Raw genomic sequence first — 15,427 nt, forward strand, 5'->3', positions numbered from 1 at the left:
TCCGGTACATATGGAGCGATCAGGAGTAAAGGCAATCACGGATTGCCTGATTCACGGCTACTTTAGCGGTTTCTCATGCTTGAGACCAGCTGCGGCGCAATGGATCTGGATTTTTCAGGAGTCCCTAAGGAGCGCGAAGTTGGCTACCTAGTTAAGATTCTTTTTTGCACGTAACAATGTCAGCAACTTGCCTTCATCTTTTAAGCTTTGGCCCTCCAATGAGAATCTCCCGCCAAACCCATACATCTTTCCCCATAACTGTGGCTCGCAAAAGTAATTCAAGAAAGTCTTTTCGGTAATAAAGTTAACGTGGGTAGGGTCTGAAAATGCTTCGGGCCTAGGGAACGCGGGTGTCAGTGACAAGAATAGTCCGCCTGGTTTCAGGACGCGAAAAATTTCGTTCATTAGTTCTACGAAGGGAAAACGTCTTTGCGGACAGTAAATAACTCTTGGAATGTGTTCAATGAAGTCAAAAGCTGTGACGTAGTCAAAATAACAGTCGTCAAAGGGGATCGGCTCGACTGCTAAATCCGCAACTTTAATATTATTGCGCTTGCTTGAGTTCTGCAGGTCAATCCCCCACAGATGCGTTGCTTTAAAGGCGTTATTGGGATAACCACCGCATCCTAAGTCTAATGATAGCTGTTCATCAATAGAAGGGGTTGGGCGCCCACTTTTGGCTAAGGACTCAAGCTGCTCAGCCTTGTGGTGAGTGGGCGGGGGGAATTCAAACGACCTGACATAATTCATGCCTTCTGCATCAGCTGCTTTCAAATCAATTGAATGATTCTCTTTGCTTTGCGGATGAAAGATCTGAACTCTGTCATCAACAACAACATGCCCAATAGACTGTGCACAAAATGACAAGGCTCTATCGATGCCCCAGCCATATCGAATCTGCTGAGAAACTGGATAGACTTGATTGAGGGCCGTGGTCTTGGCAAGAAAGCAAAAGCCTTCTGCTACGGCACATTGCCGCATTCCAGAGGTGGGTTGGTGCGCACAGCTCTGATAGTAAAATCGAGAATCCCGCCGCATTGAAGGAGTCCATACCGCGATATCATCTCTTTCTGTCACTTCGCGAATACAATGTACGAGCATATTCGCATCCAAAACCTGAACGTCTGAAGCAATAAATAAGAGCCACTGATAGCCTCCTTCAAGAGCCTCTTGGGTGGCACGGTTCCAAAGGCCTGGATAGTAGTTATTGGAAATAACTATATCGGCACTCTCTGGCTTTGTTGGAGATGATGAGTCAATGAGTATGGTGGGGAAATGCTTCTCAAAGAATCCCTTTAAGGCTTCTGCATTTTGGTTGAAGTCATAGTTGGTGATTGCGACAAGAATGCTCTCTTTGCGGGGAGGCGAATTAATTGCCTGTGCTTTAGCCGTGGAGCCAATGAAGCTTGTGCTCCTTCTGTGCATGAACTGGTACGCAGGTTGCTCGGACTCGATGTCGTCAACTTCGCACGCAGGTAAAAGTAGGTAACATCCGTAAAGTCGATCTGTGTAGGCATTCGATGGATTTGGATCGTTATGGACTGTTTTACAATCAAGCGATGGGTTCCAGATATTGTATCCATTAAAGTAAAGTGTTGCGGCGAGTAAATGCTCGCATCCTGCAATGCCCAAAGGGATGTGGGATCTGTCCGTCACTCTGCAATGAAATGAGTGCTTCTTGAAAATCCAGGTGTCTTGTGACTCGAAAGGCTTCAGCTTTAATCTTTCGTCTAGTTCATATCGAGTCAGTGCAACAACAGTGCTATCAAGCGTGATCCTAGAGAGTAGTGTTGATATATCGCTAGATAGCATGATGTCACCATTCGCGATCGCGACATGAGTCGCGTCCGAGTCAGATTCCTCGTTGATGGCGAGAAAGAAGTCCGCAAATGATGCCCGTGAATAAATCTTCTTGACGTTGATTCTCTCGTTTTCTGAGGTAATCGGCACCCCCTCGCTCAGTACTGTGATCTTGCTTACGGCATCAACGGCTAGATTGTGCTCTAAGCACTGGATGAGCCTTTCAAGCCTATCCTTGTCTTTCGAGGCGTAAATCTGTGTGAACAAATGGACTTTGGGCCTGTGCTGATCTGGGCTATTCGCGGTAGCTGTCAGTGGGTTTGTGCGTTGAATCATTGTCTTTGGCTTTTCGTGCTGCTGCTTATTGAACGAATGGCTGTAGAATATCGGATTGGACCTGTGCCGATAAGAATGACGGGTGTTGCTCGCTAGCCTACTCTGCCATCCCAACGCATGATGCCTATTCTAAAGTGCCAGCCTTGCGCGGGCCGTTAGGTGATGCATCGTAGCCACTTCAAGTTTTGATTCAATCGCGTTTGATCAGTGTGCAGGCGCCTATCAGGAAAGAAGTCCGCTCGGGGTGCTGATTTAAGCATCAAAGCCAGTGTACTCCTGATGGAAGATCATGGGCTGCTGGTTCGGATGTTGTTCGTCATCGAGCGTTGATCAGGAGGGGAGGATCCCGCAGCAGGTCCCCCGGCGGGGGCTGAGGCCGGCCCGCCTCTTGCGGGCGGTCCAACCCCACCCCCCTGGGGCCTGGGTTTCTGAACGTCAGGCAGCCACAGCTTCTTGTGGGTGAGGATGATTCATTCGCAAAATCTGTGGCTGAGACCAATCCCGTGGTGGCTTGGACCAGCGTCGTGGATGCTGCTCATGATCCTGCCCATAACTCTGTTGACGGACTACTCGGTGTCAACTTCTTAGGCGGGTTCCTCCCTAATCGTCGCCGTGCAACGGACCGAGCAGATCGCATCAGCTTCACCATAGTGACAACGACGTACTGGATAGCTCTGGTGTTATTTCATGGTGCGGAACCATGATTCGGCATCGGCGTTGTCATTGCTTACACGCGGCCGAGAGAATGACAAGGAAATTCCGAGCTCGGCCAGCTCGGCAGCCAAGGTGTAGGAGCGCATCGGAGCCCCGCTGTCCGAGTGCAGGATCGTGGCCGCCCCCGAGCTGATCCCTTCATCGCGGCAGACCCGATCAAAGAAATGCTTGGCCAGCTCGTCGCTCTCCTGTTCATGCACCTGCACGCCAAGAATGCGACGGCTCCACACATCCATCACCATTTTAGGGAAAGGAATTGACCTTTCACAGCGCCGGGCAGCAGGGTGATACCCCAGGCCAGAATTTAATGGATGCCCGACGCCTCCAGCACGGGTGGCTCTCTTGGCTCTTGCGGTGGTCGGCTCCTGCCGCGATGATTCAGAATGTTCGCTTCGCGCATGATGCGATAGATCGTCGACTCCGATTTCGCGGAGAGTCCCTCCTCGGCAAGGATGGCCATAATCTGGCTGGGTGTGAGATCAGCAAAGTGTGAGTCATTGACGGTTGCCAGCACAGTCTGGGGTTCTACTCGGCTGAATCGATGGGCCACATGCCTAGCCGATCCCTTGCGTCGTGAATCTCTCAGATCGAACCATCAATCCCCATCGCATCAGCGTACGAGTCGCAAGGACCGAACCTGTCAGCAATGGTCTTGGCGGAGGCGCCACGACTGATGCTCTCGTGCAGCAGCTCCATCATCACCGCGCAATCCTCAGGCGCAATCCATGCTCCTCGTTCGGCTGAAAGATCTTGTTGACCTTTTTTGTGAGCATCAGCAGCGTTGCCGCCTCTGTGAGGGCCTTCTCCTTTTAGTTCAGTTCACGCTGCAGGCGACGAATCTCGCTAGCCTGTTCTTGATTCTTTCGCTGCAGGTCGCGCTGATCAGCCATGCTCGGTCCGTTGGGGCCATTCGCATCCTCTCTGGCCTGGCGCCAGCGGGCAACCTGCTTGGGATTCAGACCTCGCTCGTGGCAGAAGCTCCTCCAGCCCAGGCAACTCACCGCAATCGCCTCAATGGCTCTTCTTGATTGGATGAACTGCATCTCTTGGGGGCAGCATAGTGATCCAGTGGACACTAATGAGAAAGAAACGTGGTTGGCAAAGGGAGAATGCTTGTCATCTTGGTGAGATTCTGCTCCAAGATCAAGTGCTGAGCAAAGCAGGATGAGGTATTGCCTCCATGAATAATGTGAATAGCAAGTCCCCTGTAATCGTCGACAAGGCCAATGCTTGCCCCGGCTGATATGCAGTCCATGGCAAGCTTGATGTCTTCGCCGTGGTTGATGCCTTCAGGGTGGCTGGCTTTATTGAGAAGATCGCTCCGATAAAAATACGAAAAGCCATATCCGTATAGCGATCGATCCTTTTCTTCGCTAGAAAACAGTCTGGGAAACCTTTCGATTCCGGAAGATGATATTCGATAGGAGCAGGAGCTGTCTAGCAGGGCTGTATTGCAAAAGCCGTATATCCTCGTTGGCGCGTGGAGCGAACACCAGCTTCGGAGCTTAACGAAGTCGTACCTGCCTGCCAAGAGGCTATTCAGCATTGTCTCAAGATAATCAGGTGCGTAATAATCATCATCGTCAAAATGAGCGATGTACTCGCCTTTGGCAGCAGCGCAGAGTCTCTTTCGCTTTGTGCCGATACTATCTCGGTGATGCTGGTGGATATAGCAGATCCTCGAATCACTCTGCGCGATTGCTTCGGCTTCAGCGCATCGTTCTCGGCTGTCATCCAAGATCAACAGCTCTTTGTTGGGCCATGTCTGAGACTGAAAACATCGGATAATATTGATCAAGTGCCTTGGTCTTTCCTTGGTTGGAATAGTAACTGAGATCTTGGACAAATCTTGAGTTGCCTTGCAAGTGCCAGGCATTTGAGGTGTCCTCAGCTGAGTGGTAGTGCTGTGCCCACTCCCGATTGGTGGACTGTATAGGGTGATAAATGGAGCATGTGCATAGGATGCTCTCTGCCTAATCTGTATGGACGTCTGGGCTTGACTCTGATGATTAACTTTGTGCTCATTGATTGGGCTCTGATCGTTGTAGAGATGAATCGCGGAGGGAATGTGGACAGCTCTGTGCCCAGAAATCTCCAGTAGTGGATGCATCAACGCAATATCCCCGGCCTGTTTTATAATGTTCCCGTGTTCATCGCTCAGGTCGCCAATACTAAGTAGCTCCAGCAAGCCAGCCTTGAAAGTGCGCAGGTGCGATGCTCGCCAGGGTGCTTGGCGAAAGCTGTTTGTGATCACTGTCCGAGTGTCGTAAGCCCCACCAATGTGTCGTTGATCGCTGGCGCGAATGAAGCTTCCATAGGTGAGTAAGCATTGCTGGCTCTGATAAGTAAATGCCACGATCTGTAGTGCGTCTTTCCCTAGCAATTGGTCATCACCGTCAAGCGTAATTATTACATCGTCGAGAGACGGCCTTAGCAATCTTGTGCCTTGAAGAAAACTTTGCAACGGGCTACCACTATTTACGGTATTGCTGATTATTTGAAATCGTGGATCCCCCTGGATTGCGGCACTTGCGATTGCCGCCGTGTTGTCGGTTGATCCATCATCAATAATAATCGCTTCAAAATTTCTATGGTTCTGCTCTTGAAGCGACCGAATGCAGGCTTCTATGTACCTCTCCGCATTAAACGATGGGATCACTACCTTAAAATGAATGTCCTGGTCATCAAGCTCAATGATGGATCTTGCTGGGAGTCTGAGTTTCTCCTCGTCCATAGGCGGGCTCGGCTGTTGTGCGGATGAAACTGGTCTTGTTGCTCCTGGCTGTGTCATTTCAGTCGATGTCTTGCTATTTGCATTCCCATAAGCTTTGGCGAGCTGCCTGATCAGCCCGATTTGATTCGGGTCTTGTGTGGGGACACGCTGAATGCGCGTGTTTTCTACCTGTTGAATCAACTCTCGCTTGTCAATGATATTTTTGCCATGGAAGATACTGATTATTGTGAATCTTGGTTCCAGCTGGACCATTGGTATAGAATAGTCCTTGAGAAAACTCTTCTCTTCAAGGCAAACGGCTTCATCGTCATGGCTTGTTTGTTCCAGCAGTGCTCGCCTGAATGCGAGCGTTCCTGAGGTTGCATGATTGGCGTCATAGGGTCCCTCGACCCACAGCTCTTCATCTGGCAGAAATAGAATGGGCAGCACTGTGGATCCGGCCACCATGCATCCAGTCCGCTCCAATTGGTTGACAGCGTGTTCCACTCTTTCGGGCGGATAGTAATCGTCATCATCGAAATAGATGATGATGTCTCCGCGACAGAAGGTGTGGCTGAGATTTCTTTTTTCCCCAAGCCTGAGCTTTTTTGGCAGCCTCTGATAGTTGATCGTTAGGCCGCTCTGCTCGATTGGATGGAAATCAGGGTGGTCTTCAGAGGAGTCATCCAGGATTATCCATTCAATCTTGGTAAGTGGGTAGGTTTGGTTGAGAATGCACTGTTCTACTAGCGTTAGATAAGCTTGTCTTTGATGCGTGACTGTACAGATGCTGACGCTGGGCATCATTCCTTCTGCTTGATGCCTCTCTGCCTGCGTGTTGGCCTCGGCGCTGTCATTCCTGTTAAGAGTTGCTTCTTGCTGATTCATCTCCATTGGCTTGTGCTTTTTGCGCTTTGCCACGGCCTTTGGGGATCATCACGCTCTATGGGCAGTCTGCCGATCAGTCATGGCTTTGTCACTGTCCTTCTCCAAGTGCTTCGTTGGGATGATCTTCCCAGATCCGGTGAAAGCTTCTTTGTGGATGTTCCCCTGCGGATCGTTAGCTGGCCACGACAACCAGTCCGCGTCGGAATTGCCAGCCGGAGGGGGCGCCCAACCAAGTGGTCTCAGCCTGGGATGCAGGCGGGAATCAGGACATCGTTATGGGTTCGGCCGAGGCCAAGTGCGCCGTATGCTGTCCCGCCCCCTGAACGCTTACATTTTGCGAGAGATCGATGCTGCCTGATTGGCGTTTTCTGACTGGTCAGCGCAATGATTTCTTCGCTAAGCATGCCCTTGCTTTGTTCTAGCTGGCTGTCATCTGCTGTGATGGGTTGAGTATTCGCTGATTTGCGAGAAAGCCTGATCTCCTTCATCAACTCTCATGATACTGTGAGCCCTGAATGCATGGGCTGATGCGCTTTACGACGATACGACTATCTGGAGGCAGAAGGATGGTCGCGGGTGGATTCGCGGACCGAATCCGAGGCTTGTGCTCTTGCTATTGGGTTGGCAGGATGATTGGAGAGCCTCTCGAAGTGATTTGGCCCGATCCAGACCCAATTTCAACTTATTATGCTGCTAGGCATGGGCTGGGCCTGCATTTGAGTGGGGCCATTACTTCGGAATTATTGTATCCTTTTTGCCAGTCAATTGATTTGGTTGATGGCAAGTGTGATCAGTTTCTCGGGCAGCTGGTGTCTCAGATTCCCCTTGAGACTGACTCGGATGATGTGCTGCGAATCTTGCGCCAGACATTTAGCTGCCAATCTCTTGCGACCAATATGGGTTTTGATTTGCTCTTCAATCATCCGCTGGTTCATCGACTTGTTCGGGATCAGTTGCTGTTGGCCAATCGGATCATTGCTCCTTGGCCCGCGTGTGTCATCGGTGGCTGGGTCGCCGATGCCTGCCTCAATCTGTTTAACTCGCCAGGGAGGCGACCGTTCAGGCGTTCAAATCTGACTGGCACAACATTTGGAACTTTATTTTGCTTGCGTGAGCCATCTGAATTGCCCGCCCCGCTTTCTGCTGCGTTGGCTTCTTTTCGGGCATGGGCTTCCCGTCATGCTGGTCACAATGTGATTGGTGTGCATGCACGCCTTGGCGGCGACTCTGTTTCTTGGCAGGATCCTGCATTGAGCTCTTTGGACGAGGCTCTGGACTCACTGCAGGTGAAGTCGACTCGGTGGCTTGCCCAGCAGAAGCGGCCAGCTGTGTTTCTGTGCAGCGACTCTGAAGCCTTCAAGACTCGTGCTGCCGATATCCTCTCTTGCCATTCTATTCCTGTCTTTATGCATAGGCTAGAGCCGATTCATATTGAAAGAAGCCGGGATAGGGGGCCGGGCATGATCGGTGTTGTTGCTGATTCTGAGTCGCTTCGCCTGTGCTCTACGATTCAATACACGGCGGGTGGCTTTTCGATGCTGGCGGCAGGTGCCTCCGGTGTTTCAATTGAAAGGCTTGTTCCCGGTAGGGCAGAATCAATCTGAGGGATTGGCGCGAGTGCTGTAGCTGTTCCTCGGTGGCTGCTTGGTCTTGTGATGCACCAGATGCGGGAATGGTCTCCATGCTCCACGGTGCGAGGATGTATCGCAGTCGTGTTTATTTGGTTTGTCAAGCAGGCCGTGCGTTCGCTGATCACGACGAGCTTGTTGTCGTGACTACGGCTGTACGACCTGGAGGGGCGCCAATCTTTCAATGGATATCCGTTGCTTCTGTTCTCCATTGTCTCCCACCCACCCCCTGTGATGGAGCCCCATGTGCCTGGAACCAGGCCAGCATCTGCTTCCAACCATCTTTGGCCGCGTCCGGCCGGTAGCTGGGGCGGGTATCGGGTGTGGAAGCCATGGGGCGCTTCAGGAGACACCACAATCCGGCTGCGGCTGCTTGCAGCCTGGAGTGCTGCCTGCATGTGCACCTCCGTTTCCAGCTTGATGCCGTCGTCCTGTTCGCCGTAGAGCCCCAGTACGGGAATCGTGCCCCCGTCCTCCGGGATTTGCATGAAGCCGGCGGTGAGGGTGCCGAGCAGCAGATCGCGGCGCCGGATCCCCCGGGCGCTCCAGGGTCGGAAGGGGTCGGGGCTATCGAAAGGAGTCGCCGGGCAGGGCAGGGTGGCACCCACGCTTCGGCTGCCGTGGATCGCGGGTGCGTTCAGGTGTCGGCCGTGATCGCCACCACCTGATCGCGGCCGTTCTGCTTGGCGTCGTACATGGCGGCATCGGCGCGGGCGATCAGGGCATCGAGTGATTCACCCTCTTGGGCCAGAGCCACACCCACACTGATCGTGATGCTCACCTCACTGTCGGTGATCGGCACCGGTTGGCTGGCCAGACGCCGCAGTTTCTCGGCGATCGTGATCGCATCGTTGATCCCCTGCACACCTGGCAGCACCACCAGCAGCTCATCGCCGCCGATGCGGGCCGCCAGATCCGACGACCGCAGGCAGGAGCGCACCCGTGCCGCCATCGCCTGCAGCACGGCATCACCGGCGTTGTGTCCGTAGGTGTCGTTCACGGTCTTGAAGTGATCGAGATCGCAGAACAGCACCGCCAGTTCCTGCCCCTTGCGCTGCTGCTGGACCGTGAGGCGCTGGATCTGGCTGAACACCTCCTCGCGGTTGAGCAGGGCGGTGAGGCTGTCAGTGGCGGCGCGGCGTTCCAGCTCTCGCTCGGTGGAGACCTCCACATCGATGATCCGGAAGGTGCACACTTCGCCGTCCGGTTCTTTGGCGGCGTTGAGGAAGGAGCTCCAGCGGCTTTCGATCCAGTGGCTGTGTCCATCCCGGCTGCGGATCTGATCGCGCCGGATCAGGCATTGTCCAGGCCTGGAATGGTTGGTCAGGGGCTGGCATGGGCGGTTGCCAAAGCTCTGGATCAGCTCCCCGATCGGGTGACCGATCCAGTCCCCCGGTTCCCAGCCCAGCACCGTCTGCAGCGACGGCGAGACCCACAGCACCTTGTCATCGGCGGCCAGATGCACCACCACGTCAGTGGAGTTCTCGGCCAGCAGGCGGAACTGCTGCTCGGAGGCGGTCAGCTGCGCCATGGCCGTGGCCCGCTCGGTCACATCACTCCAGGTGATGCTGAGGTCGTCATCCACCTTCACGGCACGGATGTCGAAATGGCGCTCTTGGCCGTGGCTCTCGTGGTGGAAGACGAAGTCGTCCAGTGCAAGGGGCTGGCCGCTGGCCAGGACGTTCAGGTAGAGATCGAACAGACCGCTCGTGACAATCCCAGGCCAGGACTGCCTGACTGTGGTGCCCACAAAGATCTCCAAGGGCATCCGGTTGTAGGCCGCGGCGGCAGGGTTGGCCTGGATGATGCGGAGATCGGTGATCTGGCCGCCTGAGTCGCGCACCGGCCCAAGGATGAGATGGGGGTCGAGCAGGGAATCGAGGGTGGTGCGGAGGCGCTGTCGCTCTGCCGTGATCTGCGCCTGCGCCTCCGCCAGCTCCGTCACCTCGTAATTCACGCCCAGCATCCGCAGCGGCCGCCCCGCAGGATCGAAGCTGGTGTGGGAAGCCGCCTGGAGGTGGTGGACAGAGCCATCGGGCCAGACCACCCGAAACTGGGCTGCATAGACAGACTCACCCCGCAGGGCTGATTTCACAGCTGCCTCCGTAGCGGCCTTGTCCTGCGGATGAACCGCATCGGCCCAGGCTTCATAGGCGCCAGCAAAGTCGCTGGGATTACGGCCATAGAGCCGGTACATCACCGGGTCCCAGTGGAGGACGTTTCTGGGCACATCCCAGTCCCAGATGCCCACCACCCCTGCCGCTGCAGCGGCCTGGAGGTAGTCGGTCTTGGCCTTGAGCTCGGAGATGTCGATCAGCTCCACCAGCACCTGCTCCACCGTTCCCTCGGAGATCTTCAGGTTGCTCACCTGCAGATCTCCCCAGATCACCGAGCCGTCGGGTCGGGTCAGGCGCAGGCGCATCTGGCAGAGGCTCCGTTCCCCGGCCAACACAGCGGCCACCTGTGCCATGGGATCCGTGTCCTGAGCCGCCGCCGCCTCAGGCTCCTGTTCGGCTTCGGCGGTGGGATCAACGATCCGAAGGGCCTGGAGCAGGCCTATGGACTTCAAGGCGGCCTCGTCCTGGCCCAGCAGGCAGCAGAGCGCTGGACTCAACATCAGGAACTGGCCGGTGCCAGGGCTGCAGATCGCCACCCCCACCCTGGCCGTCTCGATGCTGATGCGCATCTGCTCTTCGGAGCGAGCCTGGGCCAGCTCAGCTTCGACCTGCCGGGTGATGTCGATCGCCTCGCCGATGCAGAAGTCCACGCCTCCCTCGCTCCGGCGAACGCAAGCCACGCTCAGATCGATCCAGCCAGCTGTGCTGTCGGCCTTCAGAAAACGCTTTCGGAGTCGATAGCTGCTGCGCCGATTGGCAACCAGCTCCTCAAACAGGGGGAGCTCGAGCTGGATGTCGTCTGGATGGGTGAGCTCTCTCCAGTTCTGGTTTTGCAGGGTGTCGGCATCGCGACCGAACATCCTGCACAGAGCCGGATTCACCCGAGTCAGCTGTCCGTCGGCATTGGCCAGGGCGATACCGACGGAGGTGTTGTCGAGGGTGAGGCGCAGGGTCTCTTCACTGCGTTGCAGTCTGGCCAGCGTCTGGCAGCGCTGGGCCGAGAGTCTCACGGCCATCAGCGCCACGCCCGAGAGACCCACCAGCTGGATGACGAAATCGATCGAGGGGAAGAAGCCCCAGAAGGTGCCCGAGCCGATCGCCAGCACGTAGGCCTCCGCGATCAGGGGGGCCATCTGGCGCGGCGTGGCGAAACTGGCCGAGAGCACCACCACCAGGAAGTAGTAGGGCAGCAGCGGGAAGGTGCGCGGCAGGAGCAGAGCCAGCGGGAAGATGGCCACCATCGCCAGCGCCAGGATCCAGAGCCGGCGGCGGTTGCGTGTCGCTGGTAACGCTGGTTCCGAACGCACTTGCCCTCTAACACCCGACGGGAATCGCGGGGATTTTCTATGGGGTCATCCTGCTACCGCTGAGGACGCATCGTGGGTGCCGATCGAGGTCTGCATCGGGCTGTCACAAAAACGCGTCTGCGCCGTGGCTTCACTGGGCAGGGGCGGGCACGGTGGCCAATCGCTCAGCAGCCGGATCCCAGAGGATGTAGTCGAAGCAGATGGGGATGTCGCCCAGCCGCAGGCGCCTGACGCCGTTGAGCAGGTGCTGATTGCGTTGCTGGCAGGCCCGCAGCCGGTAGTTGGGGATGGCGGAGCTGAGGTGGTGGATGGCGTGGCAGCCGATGTCTGCCGAGAACCAGTTGAACAGGGCCGGCAGGTCCAGATCGCTCGTGCCTTCCAGGCAGCCGGCCATTTCGCTCCAGCCCTCGCTGGCATGGGCATAGGAGCCGGGGAAGTTGTGCTGCACGAAGAAGATGCAGATGAAGATGGCGGCGGCGCAGGCCATCACCGGTGAATAGATCAGCCAGAAGGGCCCGGCGCCGATCCACCAGCCCATGCCGACCCACAGGGAAACCACTGCCAGGTTGTTGAGGGCCAGATCGCGGCATTCCTCGGGGCTGTGCCAGTGCCGGGTCGACCCCTGACGGGCGACATCCAGCAGGCCCAGCAGCAGGGCCACGCGGGGCTTGATCACCAGATAGAAGAACCCGCCGGGAAACAGCATCAGCGGCTGGCGAATCCAGCCATACCAGCGCTGCTGCGACGGGCTGAGCGCGCCGTAGGCCTCGGTGGTGATCAGGGCCGACGGCCCCTGATAGCGCTCCCAGTTGCCGTTGTGCCGGTGGTGAAAGGCATGGCCGCGCGACCAGGGCAGCTGCGGGATGCCGCAGACGATGCCGAGCAGAAAACCAACGGCGCGGTTCACCCTGCGGCTGCGGAACAGGGCGTTGTGGCCACAGTCGTGCATCAGCGAGAAGCAGCGGGCCAGCAGCAGCACCATCAGGGCGATCACTGGCAGCAGCAGCAACGGCGCCTGCTGCAGGCTCCACACCGCCACCCACCAGAGCAGGCCAAGTGGCACCAGGGTGTTGAGGATCTGCCAGCTGGCGATCCAGTTGGAGGGCGTCATGAAGGGCTTGAGCTCGAAGTCGGCCCTGGTGATGCCCGTGGCGTGTGCGCTTGGCGTGGCCGGCGGCGTCTGCGCTGGCGGCAGGGGGGAGCTCAGAACTGGAGCCGTCGCGGGGCCATGGGTCAAGCGTTCTTACCGAAAAGTCCGATCCATCAGCCTAGGCAGGATTCCAGGGTCGCGTCAGTGGGGTGGGAATTGGCTCAGACCGGTGTGGCGTCGCGCACACTTTCGAACAGGTCGATGTCCCAGGCCACCAGATCGCGGCGGATCGCGTCGGCGCGGGGGCGGGGCAACCGCTCGGCCAGGTCTTCGCCGGTGATCACACCGCGGAGCTCGCCGCCGTCTTCCCGCAGGAAGGCCAGGGCATGCCAGGTGAGGATCGCGGCCCCCACGGCGGTGGGATAGGAGATGTAGGTGGCACCGGCATAGGGGCTGTTGAGTAAACCGCGGTAGCGGAGATAGCTCACCCCAACAGTTTCGATCGTGCTCTGGCGATCGTTGCGCACATTTTCGGTGTAGCGGATTTCGGCGGAAGCGGCGAAATGGGCCCGGCGAATCACCCCCTCGCGCAGATAATCCTCGATCCGCCGCGGTTTGTTCATGCCCGGCAGGATGGCGCGCACCATCGCTTCCACAGTGAGTTCGCTCTGCTGCGGCAGGGTGCGTTTCGACAGCAGATTCAGCTTGAACAGGGCCTTGACCAGCTCCACTTCCGACCCACCGGTGTAGATGCCGATCGAGTCGATCTCGGGGAAGGAGCGATGCAGCGACAGCAGTTCCTCCTGATAGAGCGGGTACTGCCGGGTGGCTGTCACCTCATGGGGAAAGCTGTGCTCGCGCGCGGCGCTGAACGGCTCCAGCACCTGCAGGCGCCCATCCCGCAGCAGGCGAGGCCGCGCCGCCAGTTCCTCCAGGGCCACCAGCGGCGACCAGGAGAAGACGATCTCGTCGGCGTCGATGTCTTCGAGCAGATAGAGATCCACGCTCTCGATCCGCAGATCCCGGCGCCGGGCGGAGCGAAGCTCGTGCAGACGCAGGCCGACCAGGAAATTGGTCACCCCCGGCGAGATCCCCAGATTGATCAGGGCGGCCCGGTTGGCGGCGCGGAAGGCGTGATCCAGCCCGTATTGCGCAAAGGTGAGGCTGCGCTCGGTCTCGGCGTCGTACATGTCCGAGGCCAGATCCACGGTGTGCGCGCCCAGCCGCAGGCCCAGCTCCAGCATCGGCAGGTTGAAGATCGGGTTGGCGGCATTGACCAGCAGGTCGATGCCGGCGAAGCGGGCGCCGTGGTCGCCTGCCAGGGCAAACACCGGTGCGAAATCGCTCACCTCCAGGAAGTCGATCCGATCGAACAGGCGCTCGGCGTGGAACAGCGCATCGCGGGCCAGCTCCGTGTTCAGCACCACCACCAGGAACTCCAGCTCCACGCCATCCCGCTCGGCCAGCTCCGCCAGGCAGATCAGCAGGGAGGAGCCCACCGCCCCCAGCCCGAAGAAGGCGATCCGCAGGGTGGGGGCGGCAGGGGTGCTGGTGCCGGAGGGGAGGCTGGTCATGGAACGCTCTGCCACTGGCGCAGCAGGTCTTCGAGGGCTGCGGGGGAGGGGGGCGGCAGGCGGCGCACCCGATCGCCGGCGGGGCTGCCGCCCTGACCGGCCGGATCCCGGAAGCCATGGCGGTTCAGCACGGCACGGCCCTCGGCGCCCAGAAGAAACGCCACGAAGCGGCTGCCGTCGGCTTCCCGCCCCTGGCCTTCGCCCCGGCGCACGCCTGCGGCCAGCACCGTCTCCATGGTGGGATCGGGAAACAGCATCCGGTAGCCCCCCGGCCAGCGCCCCTCGGCTTCGCCCTGGCGCTGCAGGGCCGGGGCCTCGTACACAAAGGCGAGATCCCCCTGGTTGGGTCCGCCACTGACGAACTCGCTCAGCAGGATGTCGGTGGAGCGTGCCGGCCGGTAGATGGCCCGCTTCAGCAGCGCCACCGCCTCGCTGCCCGGTTGGTCGCGGGCCCAGAGCGCCAGGGTGAGCTGGCCCGAGTTGGAGCGGAGCGGATCGGTCATGCGCAGATCGACGCTGCCCCAGGCGGGCGGACCGTCGATCGCCTGCCAGCGACCGGCCCGCGCGGCAGCCCGCAGCCGCTCCCAGGAGAACCGGCCATCGGGGAACAGCCGCTTGGCCCGCTCCGGCCAGGCCACCGCCACCAGCAGCGTGCGGGCGATCGGCTGCGGGCTGCCGCGGAAGGCCGGTCCTTCGCCCCGGGCCTGCACCGCCCCGGCGTAGCTCTCGAGCTGGTCGCGGTTCGAGGGGATCAGCACCCGCGGGCGCTCCGGGCCGCCATCGATGCTGGCGTTGATCATGTCCTGGGCACCCAGCACCCGCCAGCGCAGGTCGATGTCGCCATGGCGCGTCTCGAACAGCGGTTCGATCTGCCGCAGCGAGGCCTCCAGCTCCGATCCCACCACAACCAGCAAGGGACGCCGCAGACCCGGCACCGGGGCGGCAGCCAGCAGCACCGCCACAGCGCCGATGCCCAGGGAGAGGAAGCGGCGTCGGCTCAGACGACTCACCGGCTGATCCGGAGATGCCCGGCCAGTCTGCAGCAGAATTCCGCAGCAGAATGGGGGGCAACGGGCCGGGATTCGATGCGCTTCTCCAGCCTGGTGCCTCGCGGTGTGGCCCGCCGCCGCCCCTACTGCCACCGCCACCGCCACCGCCACCGTTGTACCGCCGCCGCCCTGCTGCTGCTGGCTCCCCTGGCGGGCTGCGGCAGCGGGCCGGGGCAGGAGATCGCCATCCCGATGCTGGTGGGCAGCGCCC

At 58.5% G+C, this 15,427-nt stretch carries 9 protein-coding genes; 2 read left to right on the forward strand and 7 right to left on the reverse strand.

What is annotated here, in order from left to right:
* Positions 1 to 147: 147 nt before the first annotated feature.
* On the reverse strand, positions 148 to 2,067 hold the full coding sequence (locus VB716_RS16595) for a class I SAM-dependent methyltransferase (protein WP_323271058.1): 1,920 nt from the start codon (positions 2,065 to 2,067) through the stop codon (positions 148 to 150).
* A gap of 749 nt (positions 2,068 to 2,816) precedes the next feature.
* Positions 2,817 to 3,092: a DDE-type integrase/transposase/recombinase gene (locus VB716_RS16600; protein WP_322757777.1), complete on the reverse strand. Its 276-nt coding sequence runs from the start codon at positions 3,090 to 3,092 to the stop codon at positions 2,817 to 2,819.
* 483 nt (positions 3,093 to 3,575) lie between these two features.
* Here VB716_RS16600 and VB716_RS16605 point away from each other — a divergent pair, with 483 nt between their 5' ends.
* Positions 3,576 to 3,878, forward strand: coding sequence for a hypothetical protein (locus VB716_RS16605; RefSeq protein WP_323271059.1), 303 nt, complete (start codon positions 3,576 to 3,578; stop codon positions 3,876 to 3,878).
* A gap of 47 nt (positions 3,879 to 3,925) precedes the next feature.
* Here the strand turns inward: VB716_RS16605 and VB716_RS16610 are convergent, their stop codons facing one another.
* Positions 3,926 to 6,484 carry a glycosyltransferase gene (locus tag VB716_RS16610; protein WP_323271060.1) on the reverse strand — a complete coding sequence of 853 codons (2,559 nt, stop codon included), beginning with the start codon at positions 6,482 to 6,484 and terminating at the stop codon, positions 3,926 to 3,928.
* A 683-nt stretch (positions 6,485 to 7,167) separates the two neighbouring features.
* On the opposite strand from VB716_RS16610, the gene VB716_RS16615 reads away from it, so the two are divergent.
* Entirely contained in the window at positions 7,168 to 8,055 is an 888-nt protein-coding gene (locus VB716_RS16615; protein ID WP_323271061.1) for a hypothetical protein, read from the forward strand.
* A gap of 661 nt (positions 8,056 to 8,716) precedes the next feature.
* On the opposite strand, the gene VB716_RS16620 is transcribed toward VB716_RS16615, so the two are convergent.
* The 4 genes from VB716_RS16620 to VB716_RS16635 form a co-directional block, all read right to left on the reverse strand.
* On the reverse strand, positions 8,717 to 11,503 hold the full coding sequence (locus VB716_RS16620) for a diguanylate cyclase (protein WP_323271062.1): 2,787 nt from the start codon (positions 11,501 to 11,503) through the stop codon (positions 8,717 to 8,719).
* A gap of 130 nt (positions 11,504 to 11,633) precedes the next feature.
* Positions 11,634 to 12,614: a fatty acid desaturase gene (locus VB716_RS16625; protein ID WP_323271063.1), complete on the reverse strand. Its 981-nt coding sequence runs from the start codon at positions 12,612 to 12,614 to the stop codon at positions 11,634 to 11,636.
* 200 nt (positions 12,615 to 12,814) lie between these two features.
* Positions 12,815 to 14,167, reverse strand: coding sequence for a hypothetical protein (locus tag VB716_RS16630; protein ID WP_323271064.1), 1,353 nt, complete (start codon positions 14,165 to 14,167; stop codon positions 12,815 to 12,817).
* Positions 14,164 to 15,177, reverse strand: coding sequence for a substrate-binding domain-containing protein (locus VB716_RS16635; RefSeq protein ID WP_323271065.1), 1,014 nt, complete (start codon positions 15,175 to 15,177; stop codon positions 14,164 to 14,166). Before VB716_RS16635 ends, VB716_RS16630 begins: the two co-directional genes overlap by 4 nt.
* Positions 15,178 to 15,427 lie beyond the last annotated feature (250 nt).

This window comes from Synechococcus sp. CCY9201 (assembly GCF_034931105.1).
In the GTDB taxonomy this organism is placed as follows: domain Bacteria; phylum Cyanobacteriota; class Cyanobacteriia; order PCC-6307; family Cyanobiaceae; genus CBW1002.

Coding starts and splice junctions, on each gene's coding strand:
- VB716_RS16600 (WP_322757777.1), bottom strand. CDS start 3,092: ATGGTGATGGATGTGTGGAGCCGTCGCATTCTTGGCGTGCAGGTGCAT.
- VB716_RS16605 (WP_323271059.1), top strand. CDS start 3,576: ATGCTCCTCGTTCGGCTGAAAGATCTTGTTGACCTTTTTTGTGAGCAT.
- VB716_RS16625 (WP_323271063.1), bottom strand. CDS start 12,614: ATGACGCCCTCCAACTGGATCGCCAGCTGGCAGATCCTCAACACCCTG.
- VB716_RS16630 (WP_323271064.1), bottom strand. CDS start 14,167: ATGACCAGCCTCCCCTCCGGCACCAGCACCCCTGCCGCCCCCACCCTG.